6 protein-coding genes are annotated in these 12,750 nt (G+C 56.1%); 5 read left to right on the top strand and 1 reads right to left on the bottom strand.

Translation table 11 applies throughout. The features are described from left to right. Nucleotides 1-19 precede the first annotated feature (19 nt). The 5 genes from brxC (at nucleotide 20) to brxL (ending at nucleotide 12,142) form a co-directional block, all read left to right on the top strand. Complete coding sequence (brxC, locus tag FHW77_RS24485) at nucleotides 20-3,646, top strand: BREX system P-loop protein BrxC (protein ID WP_182590877.1); 3,627 nt, start codon at nucleotides 20-22, stop codon at nucleotides 3,644-3,646. A gap of 2 nt (nucleotides 3,647-3,648) precedes the next feature. Then, nucleotides 3,649-5,538 (top strand): Eco57I restriction-modification methylase domain-containing protein, encoded by a 1,890-nt coding sequence (locus tag FHW77_RS24480; protein ID WP_182590876.1) that lies wholly within the window; start codon nucleotides 3,649-3,651, stop codon nucleotides 5,536-5,538. Further along, nucleotides 5,535-7,436: a BREX-1 system adenine-specific DNA-methyltransferase PglX gene (locus tag FHW77_RS24475; RefSeq protein WP_182590875.1), complete on the top strand. Its 1,902-nt coding sequence runs from the start codon at nucleotides 5,535-5,537 to the stop codon at nucleotides 7,434-7,436. The genes FHW77_RS24480 and FHW77_RS24475 overlap by 4 nt, the downstream gene beginning before the upstream one ends. An 87-nt stretch (nucleotides 7,437-7,523) precedes the next feature. After that, a complete protein-coding gene (locus FHW77_RS24470; RefSeq protein ID WP_182590874.1) occupies nucleotides 7,524-10,052 on the top strand; it encodes a PglZ domain-containing protein in 2,529 nt (842 codons plus the stop codon). Continuing rightward, nucleotides 10,049-12,142, top strand: a complete 2,094-nt coding sequence (gene brxL / locus FHW77_RS24465) for a BREX system Lon protease-like protein BrxL (RefSeq protein ID WP_182590873.1) — start codon at nucleotides 10,049-10,051, stop codon at nucleotides 12,140-12,142. The genes FHW77_RS24470 and brxL overlap by 4 nt, the downstream gene beginning before the upstream one ends. 120 nt (nucleotides 12,143-12,262) lie before the next feature. Here the strand turns inward: brxL and FHW77_RS26620 are convergent. Further along, the coding region (locus FHW77_RS26620; protein ID WP_210277067.1) for a hypothetical protein at nucleotides 12,263-12,750 on the bottom strand (488 nt) is incomplete at its 5' end.

Below are 12,750 nucleotides of genomic sequence, written 5' to 3'. Positions count from 1 at the left end.
TTGATGCAGTGAGATGAACATGGCGATCCGTGCGCTTTTTGACCCAAACAAAGACATTCAAAGAACCATTGAGAAGGTCATCAGCTACGGCGCTTCAGAGGAAAGCCGTCTGAAGGCCGAAATCTCTGAGTACGTCGTCACTGATAGCATCGAAGAGCAATTTCGTAAGCTTCTCGATCGCATGCAACTTGCCATGGAGACGGGAGGCGAGAACGAAATAGGCGTCTGGGTCTCAGGCTTCTACGGATCAGGCAAGAGCTCCTTCACGAAGTATCTTGGTATGGCGTTTGATGACAAACGCACCATTGATGGAACGCCTTTCATCAATCACCTTCAGGACCGGCTGAACAAGGCCCAAACGAAAGCTCTCCTCACTACGGTTGCTAGACGTTTCCCGGCTGCAGTCGTGATGCTGGATCTGGCAAGCGAGATGCTTGCCGGCGCGACGATGGAGGACGTCTCAACTGTCCTGTATTTTAAGGTCCTGCAGTGGGCAGGTTACTCTCGCAACCTGAAGGTTGCGGCGTTCGAGCGTATGGTCGAAAAAGATGGCCGTACGCAAGAATTGGAGGAGTGCGTAGGCCGCGCTCTGAAAGGCGCAGATTGGTCACGAGTTCAGAACAACCCGCTCGCCATCGATGGTCTGATCCCGAAGATTGCGCATGAGATGTATCCGGCGTTGTTCCCGGAACTCAAGTCGTTCTCATCCAGCACTGAGGGGTTTTACGAGTTTGAAGATCAGCGCGTCCAAGCGATGATCGACATTGTTCGCGAGAAAAGCGGAAAAGAGAACATCATTTTCGTGGTCGATGAGGTCGGCCAGTATGTGGCGTCACGAGACAACCTGATCCTCAATCTTGACGGGCTTGCAAAAAACCTCAAGCGACTGGGAGACGGCAAAGTCTGGATCATCTCGACTGCGCAACAAACACTGACGGAGGACGACCCCCGCGCGACCCTCAATTCCGACAAGCTGTTCAAACTGAAGGATCGCTTTCCGATCCAGATTGACCTTGAGTCGAATGATATCAAGGAAATTTGCTATCGTCGTCTTCTCGGAAAGTCTGCGGCCGGCGCAGCAGAACTGGGCAAGATCTTTGACACACACGGGCAAGCGTTGCGCCATAACACGAAGCTTCACGACGCGAGATACTACGACGCTGACTTCAGTCGTGAAAGCTTCATCAACCTCTATCCCTTCCTGCCGGCTCATTTTGATATCCTCCTCCATCTGCTCGGCGCGCTTGCGAAATCAACCGGCGGCATTGGCCTGCGCTCAGCGATCAAGGTCATTCAGGACGTTCTCAAGGGCGAAGGCGGCTCGAAGCCAATGGCCGACCAGCCAGTCGGCTGGCTCGCCACAACTGTTACACTGTACGACGACCTTGAGAAGGATATCAGGCGTGCCTTCCCTTCAATCTTCCAATCTGTTGGGAAAGTGCAGATCGAATATTTTGGCAGTGAGCTCCACCAGGAGGTGGCAAAAGCCATCGCCATTCTTCAGATCCTCGGCAATCTACCGGTGACCGCCCAAAATGTTGCAGCGCTGATGCAGCCCGGCGTAACGGCGCCCTCGCGGCTTGAGGATGTGAAAAAAGCCGTCGAAGAGATGCTCGTCAATGTGCGTGTGCCGCTGGGCGAGAAGGACGGCAATCTCGTCTTCTTGAGTGAACTCCTGCGCGACATTGAGGAAGAGCGGGGCGGAATTGCCCTTCGGTCTGTTGATCTCAAGAGCATCTTCGCATCGAACTTGCGCGAAGTGTTCGACCCGCTCCCGCGCTATACCCTGCACGGGTCGATGGCTGTTGCCACAGGCGTGAAACTGCAATCAGGCAGTATCGCAACGAGCGTGGCGGGCGATCAGAACGCCATCCAGACCATCGTTGAATTTGTTAAGGCCGACGACTACAAAACCGCCCGAACGAGGATGATCGACGAGTCGCGCGGACGCCAGAACCGCAATGTCATTGGCCTTGTTGCGCGAACCAACACAGACCTCGATGATCTCAATGGCGAGATCTATCGTTGTCAGCGCATTGCCGAACTTCACCGCAATGATCCGGAGCAGGAGATCAGAGATTATTGCACCGGTCAGTTGGAACGCGCTGCAAAGTTGTCGCTCCAACTTCAGAGTAAGATGAAGCAGGCGCTCCAGGCCGGTTCCTTTGTCTTCCGGGGTGAAGCAACCGCCGTTGCCGCGCTGGACGCTGATCTCCTGGAAGCCGCGAAAAAGCTGCTTGGTAAGGTCGCGGCAGAGGTTTTCGACCGTTACGCGGAAGCCCCGGTTCGTGTGCCAACAGACAATGCGGAGAAGTTCCTCAAAGTCGCCAATCCCGCCGCTCTTGCAAGCACGCTCGACCCATTGAGCTTGGTTCAGACGGTTGCCGGCAAAGCCAGCTTCCGGACGGATCACCGCGCGATGATCAGCATCCGCGATTACATTGATCGTCATGGCAGTGCCAACGGCAAGCGCCTGTTGGATGACTTCTCCAATGATCCGTTCGGCTGGTCCCCAGACACCACCCGATACATCTTGGCCGCTATGCTGATGGCTGGGGAAATCAAGCTAACCGTATCGGGTCGAGAAGTCACTGCGGCGGGCGCTCAGGCGATCGAGGCGCTCAAGACAAATAATAGCTTCCGCCAGGTGGGTGTTTCTCTTCGTCATGAAAGGCCCTCGAACGAGACACTGAGCCGAGCAGCGCAGCGATTGACGGATCTCCTTGGCGATGTCGTTATCCCGCTGGAGCAAGAGATCACCAAAGCGACGGCCAAACACTTCACACAGTTGCAGTTGGAATACGGAACACTGTCCGAGAGGCTAAGCCGTCTGGCGCTTGGCGGCAGCGAGCGCGTCAAAGGAATGAACCAGGAGATCGCCGATATCCTGTTCACCGACGCCTCCGATGCTCCGCAACGGCTCGGCGCAGAGGAGTCATCGATTTACACCAATTTGAAGTGGGCGCACGAGGTCAAGCGCGCGCTCGACAATGGTCTGGAAAAGACGCTGAGCGAACTCCAGGATCACTGCCGCGAAATCAGCCAACTGCCAAACACCGGGGTTCCGGGCGACCTTCGTCGGGATTCGGAAGATGCCCTGAAAACTGTCACGGACTGGATCGCCACGGATGATTTTTATCGTCATGCAGCCGATTTCAGCACCCAGTTGACCGAGACAAAGGCGCGCGTGAGAGATGCCGTCGCGACATTGGCAGACCAGCAAAAGCAGCGGCTGAAGGATGGCCTGGACGATTTGCAGCGTGTTCCCGAATGGAGCGAGCTCACCCAGGAAGAGCGGAGTAACGTTGCTGCTCGGCTTGATGCCTTGGAGATCAGCGTTGACCATAATCTCGCAGGCCTAAAGCGGCTTCTGACGCGGGACTACGACATCAACAGGACGGTTGACGACTTGCGCCGCTTCATTCAGCGCCAGGGACAAGAGCGCATCCTGCAACGTGTTGAAGCGAAACCGAAGGGTGTGGAGGACGGCGGCCCCAAGAAGCGGACCGAGGCGATCCCGCTGCCGGCAAAGCTGACGACCCTTGCCGATCTGGAAATGCTCATTCTGCGCTTGAATGAGCTTCGCGGTCAGTTCTCAACCTATCAGGATGTCGAGCTCTCGCTCATCATTGAGGGAGAGAAATAGCCATGGCTTTCGATCAGGCAACACGGGGCCGTTTGCAGCGGTTCGTGAATGAGGCCCGCAAGGCGCTCGAAGACGAATTTACGCGCCAACTTCAGCTCGACTACGGCCTTGACCCTGCCTCTGGCACGGTAACGCCAATCGAAAATCTGCGTCATCTCAACGACACGCAGAGGGAAACGGCACGTATCCTGCGGGACACGCTGGCGCATTATTGCGCAAGTCCAGGGACAAGTCCGGCCTCCGGGCTTGACCGCATCGTGCGGGAGCAGGCCTTCACGGTTCTGAACCGATTGGCAGCCCTGCGCATGGCGGAAGCGCGCGGGCTGTTGATCGAATCTGTCGGCAATGGATACCAGGCAAAAGGCTTTCAGCTTTATGCCCGGCTGGCGGGAGCGGGACTTGGCGAAACCGGAGATGCCTATCGCACCTATCTTCTCAGTGTGTTTGATGAGCTATCGCAGGATCTGCCGGCTCTCTTCGATCGCTACTCGCCGCAAGGGCGCCTATTTCCGCGCGAAGCAGCACTTGTGCAGGTCCTGTCTCTGATCAATCACGGTGAAATCGATCCGCTCTGGGCCGAGGATGAGACGATCGGCTGGATCTACCAGTATTTCAACTCCAAAGAAGAGCGCAAAGCTATGCGCGACGCGTCCCAGGCGCCGCGCAACAGCCGCGAACTGGCGGTGCGCAACCAATTTTTCACCCCGCGCTATGTGGTGGAGTTCTTGGTCGACAACACACTGGGGCGGCTCTGGTTCAACTGGACAGAGGGGCAGACGGAGCTTCGTGACCGTTGCCAATATCTGCTGGTGAAACCGGACGAACAGCCTGAAGCGGCAAGAAGGCTGCGCGACCCGCGCACGATCAAGCTGCTCGATCCCGCTTGCGGTTCTATGCATTTCGGTCTCTATGCCTTCGACCTGTTCGAGGAGATTTATCGCGAGGCCTGGGATTGGGAGCAGACCCATGGCCCCGCGGCGCTGGATCGAGAAACCGGCGGCAGCCCAGATTTGAAACCTCTGGCGCAAACCTACGCCGACATCGATGTGCTGCTTCGCGACGTACCGCGTCTGATCATCGAGCATAATATCTATGGCGTCGATATCGACACGCGCGCGGCGCAGATTGCATCTCTGGCCTTGTGGCTACGGGCACAGCGGGCCTGGCATGAGACGGGGGTGAAGGCCAAGGACCGGCCGCAGGTGGGCCAGGGTCAGGTGGTGGCCGCAGTGGCACCGCCCGCCGAGGTGGATCTGCGAAAACGGTTTATGGAGGATCTCGACCCGCTGGACGCCCAACTTTTCGAGCAAACGCTGTTTATGCTCAAGGGTCTGCCGGAGCTTGGTGTGCTGTTGCAGGTCGAAAAGGAGCTGCCTGCACTCATCCGCCGGGTCTTTGGCGAGCACGGCGATTTGTTTCGTGCTCAAGACATGGCGCAGTGGCAGAAGGCGGAGACGCGGCTGCGCAAAGCACTAATGGATTATGCCCGCGCGGCGCGATCCACCTATCAGGGCCGGCTGTTTGCCGAGGACGCATTGCAAGGGCTGCGGATGATCGACCACTGCCGAGAGGTGTTCGACGTGGTTTTAATGAACCCGCCCTTCGGGGCTCCTTCGGCGGGAACAAAGACGAACCTCGGGAAAGCCTACCCAAAGAGCAAAAACGACCTCCTGGCCATTTTCGTTGATCGTGGTTTAGAAATCATACGTAGAGGTGCCCGGCTGGGAGCAATTACGTCCAGGACCTGCTTCTTCTTGTCGACTTTTCAAAAATGGCGTGAAGATGTGGTTCTCGGGATTGCCCAGCCGGAAGTTATGGCGGACCTAGGTAACGGAGTAATGGACGATGCGATGGTCGAGGCCGCCGCTTATGTTCTGGAGAAACAAGCATGAGTACGTTTCTAAGGCTCCTAACTGAAAAAGATAAAGCCGCACGTCTTCTCGATACCTGCGGCGCGGTTCGAAGAGGCGCCAAAAATGCTTGGATTTTTCAGGTAGATCCGGAATCTTTTCAGTCCGTTCCTACCGCTCCGTTCGCTTACTGGGTGAGCGATGCCCTTCGCGAAATTTTCCAAACTATGCCTGCAGTTGAAGCGCAACATCGTAGCGCAAAGCAAGGCCTTGCGACCGCGGACGACTTCCGCTTTGTCCGTATTTGGTGGGAGCCATTGAGTGACAGTTGGTCTGGTTTTGCTAAAGGCGGCGCGTTTTCACCGCACTATGCTGACATTTACCTTCTAGTGAACTGGCCAGCGAACAGGACGCAAATTGAGAACAATCTGAATGAAAAAGGCGAAATTCGCTCAAACATCTGGATGCTTAGAGATACCGCAACGAATTTTTTCGGGCGACCCGGCATTACGTGGCCTCGCCGCACACAGGGAGGGTTGAGTTTCCGCGCATTACCCCGCGGCTGCATTTTTGCTGACAAAGGCCCATCAGCATTCCTTGACGGCGACTCACCTGTTGAGTTGCTGTCGATGCTCGCTTTAGTGAACAGCCGTGCCTTTGGTCTTTTAGTGTCGCTGCAAATGGCGTTTGGATCTTACGAGGTCGGCGTCATCAAACGAACCCCGATACCAAATCTCAATTCTTATCAGCACGCGACATTGGCTGCTCTGGCGCGCCGTGCTTGGTCTTCGCGACGCAACCTCGACACAATCGACGAGACCTCTCACGCGTTCCTGCTACCAGCTGCATTACGGGCACGCCTTGGAGATTACGATCCACTGGTTATCGAAGCTGAGATGGCGGATATCCTGTCTAAAATCGAGAATATCGCCTTCGACTTGTACGGGTTCAGCAACGCGGATCGTGCCGTAATGCTTGGAACGTCCGAACTGGATGGCGGTGACGACAGCGAGAGTGTCGAAGACGTCGACGATAGTGAAGTAGACGATCTTGCCGAGCCTATCAACATGACGGACGGTCTTCTCAGTTGGGCGATCGGCGCCGTGTTCGGCCGCTTCGACTGGCGTCTCGCAACCAGTGAACGAGACGCCCCGCCCGAGCCAGAACCCTTTGACCCGCTGCCGGCCAAGAGCCCCGGCATGCTGCCCGACGGTGCCGCACCGTTCCACGATCACAGCGGAATCCTTGTTGACGACCAGGGCCACACGCATGATCTGGCACGGCTGATCGAAGAAGTCCTAACCCGCGTCAAGACGGATGTGCCGGCAGACGTGCGCCGTTGGCTGCAGCGTGATTTCTTCCCCTTGCACGTGAAGCAATACAGCAAGAGCCGTCGCAAGGCGCCGATCTATTGGCCGCTCTCAACCATTTCGGGCAGTTACACGCTGTGGCTCTATTACTCCCACCTGACCAGCCAGACGCTCTACACGGCCGTCAACGATTTTGTGGAGCCGAAACTAAAGCAGGTCAGCCGCGACGTGGCCATCCTGCGCGATAAGGGCGCTGCCCGCACCCGCGATGACGAAAAGGCGTTCGAAGCGCTTCAAGCGCTTGAGCTAGAGCTGATCGAGCTGCGCGATACCTTGCTTGACATAGCCCCGACCTATCGTCCCAACCATGACGACGGTGTGCAGATCACGGCCGCACCCCTGTGGCCGCTGTTCCGCCACAAGCCCTGGCAGAAGGTCTTGAAAGACACCTGGGCCAAGCTTGAAAAGGGCGATTATGACTGGGCTCATCTGGCCATGGCTTATTGGCCCGACCGCGTACGCGAAAAGTGCAAGACCGATAAGTCGCTCGCCATCGCCCACGACCTAGAGGATCTCTACGAGCCGGTGCCCTCGACGGAGGGCGGCAAGAAGAAGGGCAGCGGGACATGAGGCGATATTCGAATAGTGCCACGCCGATCGGTTTCTTTGGTCGCTTGAACGATATGAACGACGGATGTTTAGAAGAGATTTGAACCGATGAGCATTGCACATTTCATCAGGGAGCAAATCCTTCTGAAACGCCTGGTAAAGGCGGGATGTATGGTCGTTTACGATCCCGACCATCGGTACCGCGATCTATGCCTGAGCCTGGCAAGTGACCGCATTGTCATCGTCGACGTATCGGAGGGTGGCATTGAGGCGCGCGAAGCAGCCCTTTCCGCGCTGCTTGAACTTGGCAAACCAGAACCAACCGTCGATGGTCTGCTGATCTATGTGCCAGCCCGCAAGCCGGACACGGACGAGGCTATGCAAATGGACCCGTTTTCCATCTATTCGACGTGCGGGGCCGTTTTCCCGCAGGATGACGGCGATGAATATCTGAGCCTCTGCCTTCGCGCTCGCCCGGACCACACCACCGAGATCCGCAAGGCCTTCGCTGCAGCACCCGCCGGCCCCGCATTCTCCGTTATCGATGCCATCGGCGGCGGCGCCAGCTGGCCCCATCTCCGCGCCGCGTTGGGCGTGGAATCCGGACGAGAGATTCTGACCGCGCTTCTGGTGCCCAGCGACAGGCAGTCTGCTGAGCTGAACCGGCAGGAGGGCTGGTCCGACGAGGCGCGGGAGTTCCTGCGGGCGACGCTGTCGATGAGCGTCAAAACGCGCGGCAAGACCTGGAGCGCTTTGGCCGACGAACTCTGGCGCTTTGTTCTGTTTAGCGAATTTGCATTCGATCTGCCGGGTGCTTTGCCAGGTGCCATCAAGGATGTTCCCCATGCACCGGTCGAGGCGCGTCCCGTCATCGATGACGTCTGTGAGCGACTGCGCAACGATCCACGCTGGAAATCGACCTATATCGAACGTGCAGAGGCCATTGAGGCCGAGCTCGATCTACCGAAGCAATGCGCCTCGATTGAGGATCTTGGCGAGCGCGACACCTTCCCATTCGAAGAACGCACCTATTTGAGCGTTGCTATCAAAGGCATCACCACAGACGATCTGGACGCGGCGCGCAAGGTTCTGGCAAGGCACAAACACTCAGTTTGGCTGGGCAAAGCAGAAAGTCAGGCGCAATGGGAATTGGTGCGTTCAAGTCTCAATCTCCTCGAAGCGTGCGAGGACTATGAGCGTCAGCTTCTTAATCGCACCCGCACGCAATCGGACCTTATCGATTTTTATGTCACGACGCTGCGTGAAGTCGATCGTCTCCAGCGAGAATTTGAACAGGCCGTCGGAGAGTTTGTTGACCCTCAAGACATGATGCATGCGGTCATTCATCAATCTCGCCAGCGCTATCGGCGGCTGGCTGAGAAGGTGCAGACCATCTTCATGAAGCATCTCGCCACGTCTGGCTGGCCGCCGGCTGAGCGGTTAGCAAATGCGGAAACGTTCGATCGGTTCGTTGCCTCGCGCCTCAAAGAGTCGGGGCGCCGAGTGGCCTACATCCTGGTTGACGCGCTCCGTTATGAGCTCGGCGTCGCCTTGGAAAGGATGCTGGCTGAAGATGGACCGGTCGAGCTTTCTGCTGCCTTCGCGCAGTTGCCAACAATTACGCCTGTCGGCATGGCCAGCTTGCTGCCAGATGCCAGGGCACAGCTGACCTTGACCACGGAAACCGGGACGCTTGTGCCAAAGCTTGGTGGCATAGCGCTCGCGAATGTGAACGCGCGAATGGATGTGCTCAGACGCAAATTCGGCGATCGCGTCAGCGAAATGACTCTTGCCGATTTCGTTCGCGGGAAATCGAAGATCCCGCCCACCGTGGATCTGTTGGTGCTGCGGTCGACGGAGATCGACAGCCAGCTTGAGAACAATCCGGAGACAACGCTCGGCCTCATCCCGTCAACGCTGAAATTCATCCGCAACGCGCTCCACAAATTGAAGAACGAGAAATTCAACGACGCCGTGATTGTAACAGACCACGGGTTCTTCCTGAACGCCCAGGCGGATCATGGCGACGTGTGCGCCAAGCCCGCAGGCAATTGGGTTGTGAATGCTCATGACCGCATGCTTCTTGGCACTGGTAACGAGGATGGCAACAATCTCGTCGTCTCGGGTGAGCGGATTGGCATCCGCTCCGATGTTCCGCAAGTAGCGCTGCCGAAAAGCATGGCTCCTTACAGCAGTGGTCATCTCTACTTCCATGGCGGCGCATCGTTGGCCGAGGCCGTCGTTCCCGTTCTTGTCGCCCGCCTCGATTCTGGCGCGAAGGCCGCCGTTTCGCATTCTTCCGTTGAGCTCCGGTATCGCAACGGTGCCAAGCAGATCACGACTCGTGTGCCAGTAATCGAGGTTGCCTTACATTCAGATGACATGTTCTCACGTGACGTCAGCGTTGAGATCCTGCTAGAGGCACAGGATGCCAAGGGACAGGTTGTAGGTGAGCCCAAACCGAGCGCCGACGTTAACCCCGCCACGCGCACGATCAGTCTTTCTCCGGGTGATCGTAAGCAGATCGCCATAGGTATGAGCCCTGAGTTTGAGGGTAAATTCATGGTCAAAGCCTTGAATCCGACAACCTTGGCCAGCTTCTTCACTCTCACCCTTGAGACGGACTACACCGTATGAGCGATCACGACCAACTCGATACGAAGCTCCTATCGGCATTCGATGGAAAGGTCGTTCGCAAAGACCTCCTGCATCGGATCAAGAAGGGAACGAACGTGCCGACGTTTGTTCTTGAATTCCTGCTCGCTCGTTTCTGCGCCAGCGACAGCCAGGCGGAAATTGATGCCGGTATGGAGGCGGTGCTTGCAACGTTGCAGGACAACTATGTGCGCCCTGATGAGGCGAATGCAGCGCAGTCTAAGGTCGCGACAAAGGGCACTCACCGCTTCATCGATAAGGTGCATGTACGCTATGTCGAGAAGGAAAAGCGGCACTGGGCATCCCTAGAGAACTTCAATTCCCAACGCATTGCGATCGGCGAGAGGTTCTATCGCGACAATGACCGCCTGCTCGAAGGTGGAATTTGGGCGGAGGTCACACTCGCCCATAACGATATTGAGGAAGACAAGTACGCCTTCTACATCGAGGATCTGCGGCCCATACAATTGTCGCGGTTCGATTTTGCTCGTTATGCCGAAGGGCGGAATGGATTCACGCGTGACGAGTGGATCGATGCAATTATGCGCTCGGTCGGTTTGGAACCGTCAAAACTCGACCGGCGTGTGAAGATGCATTTCATCGCCCGGCTTGCTGCGCTGGTGGAGCCGAACTTCAACTATATTGAGCTCGGTCCGCGAGGCACGGGAAAATCCTACTTCTTCAGCGAGTTCTCGCCATACGCCACACTTATCTCCGGGGGGCAGGCAACAAAAGCGACGCTCTTTTACAACAATGCCCGGCGTAAAGTTGGTCTAGTCGGTTATTGGGACACGGTCGCTTTCGACGAGGTTGGCGGCATCAAAGTGCGTGATCCGGACACGATTCAGATCATGAAAGACTTCATGGCGAACGGCAGATTCTCGCGGGGCGCGGAAATCATCGCGGATGCGAGCTTGAGCTTCGTCGGAAATATTGATCTTTCGGTGCAGCAGGTTGTCAACTCAACGGAATATGACCTATTCCAGCCCTTGCCGCCTGAGCTGGATCTGGCGGTGATGGATCGGTTTGCTGCTTATATTCCCGGCTGGGAAATGCCCAAGAACAGCAGCTCATTCCTCACGAACCGATATGGCTTCATTACCGATTATTTGGCGGAGGCCTTCCACTATCAGTTCAAACATACAAACCGGTATGAAGAGGTCAGCCGCCGCGTCCGCCTAGGGAAGGCAGTTGAAGGCCGTGACGAGAAGGGTATCAAAAAAACCATCTGCGCATTTTTAAAAATCCTTCATCCAAACGGGCCTCCTACGGATGAAGAGTTCGATGAATACGTTGCCTACGCTGTCGAATGCCGGCGTCGCGTGAAAGAGCAGATGAACAAACGCAAGCCCGATGACGAGTTTGCGAAGATTGGTCTCTCCTTTTTTGATGCGACGGGGACAGAGGTGGTCGTCTATTGCCCTGAGTCGAAGAATGCCGAAGCGACGCAGCAGCCGGCACGACGCCGCTTGAGACAGAGCGCGGAAGGCTCTGTAGTTGATCACCCTGAAACGGCTTCTCCGACAGCCATTCATCCGTTGCACAACACGGAAGGTGCAGCTTCACTCATCTCTGAAAAGACTGAGCCAGAATTGAAGGAGCAGCACTTTAGCATCCTGTATGGAGACACCGGCCACAGCTACGAGACAATCATTGGCCCATATCTGCGGGGCGCCAGATCTGTGGTTATTGAGGACCCCTACATTCGGATGCCGCACCAAATCCAAAACTTCGTCAGGTTTTGCGAGACAGTTCTTCGACTTAGCGCGGCTAAAAAGATCACGCTCGTTACGGGATACGATGATAAGACCCAACTCGCTGACATCTCGGAAAAACTCGAGGAGCTCAAGCAAAGCCTTTTAGAGCTGGATGTTACCCTCGAGATGATTCTCAATCCCAACCTGCACGATCGAGAAATCAGGCTGGACAACGGCTGGGTTATCAAGATTGGCCGTGGCCTCGACTTCTATCAGAAACCAGGCGGGTGGTTCGAGATAGGATCTCATGACTTGAGCTTGCGCAAGTGCCTGGAAACAAAAGTCGATATATTCCGCGGCATTACAACGCGGTGAGGCGAACATAATAGCAAATTCGCAACATCTTCTTCTAGAGCTTAGATTGCGTCATCATCAGTTCGAACTAGCTACATCTCGCATGGAGACAGAGACCGTTAGCACTTCAGGCACTGCAGCTTAGGTCCTCGGGTGCTCACCATCATAGGATCCGCTCACTACCCAGATAAAGCTTTGCACATCGATGTTGTCGCGCGGTTGGAGGTCTACGAGGTTTGACTTGACTATGTCTGTCAGTGCCAGAAGACTTTCGTATACGCGGGCATCCAAATCTGGCCGATAAACCTTCGCGAAGCGATGACCGATCCGTTCTGCGAAATCCTTCGTTGCGTCAGGCTTGAGAAACATATGATCAGATGGCTTCCAGAGGAAGGGAAGGTATGTGACTATGGTCCACTTGTTTGCCTGAAAAGGCGAGAGGATCCGGTCCAGCTCTCGTAGCGATTTCGTTATATCTCCTTCCGCGAAGAAAGAGGCCGCTTGAATGAAACTTCTTGCCTCTGCACTTCGAAGGTAAGCGGCAAGGAAACCCCATCTGGCGCGGCTGATGCTGAGTAGGGTATTTCGGGCGTAGGAGTTCTCTGAATGTGAGGATCTATGTCTAGACC

This window comes from Agrobacterium sp. RC10-4-1, assembly GCF_014138475.1.
Classification (GTDB): domain Bacteria; phylum Pseudomonadota; class Alphaproteobacteria; order Rhizobiales; family Rhizobiaceae; genus Agrobacterium; species Agrobacterium pusense.
This window is presented reverse-complemented; position numbering and strand designations above follow the sequence as displayed.

Coding starts and splice junctions, on each gene's coding strand:
- brxC (WP_182590877.1), top strand. CDS start 20: ATGGCGATCCGTGCGCTTTTTGACCCAAACAAAGACATTCAAAGAACC.
- FHW77_RS24480 (WP_182590876.1), top strand. CDS start 3,649: ATGGCTTTCGATCAGGCAACACGGGGCCGTTTGCAGCGGTTCGTGAAT.
- FHW77_RS24475 (WP_182590875.1), top strand. CDS start 5,535: ATGAGTACGTTTCTAAGGCTCCTAACTGAAAAAGATAAAGCCGCACGT.
- FHW77_RS24470 (WP_182590874.1), top strand. CDS start 7,524: ATGAGCATTGCACATTTCATCAGGGAGCAAATCCTTCTGAAACGCCTG.
- brxL (WP_182590873.1), top strand. CDS start 10,049: ATGAGCGATCACGACCAACTCGATACGAAGCTCCTATCGGCATTCGAT.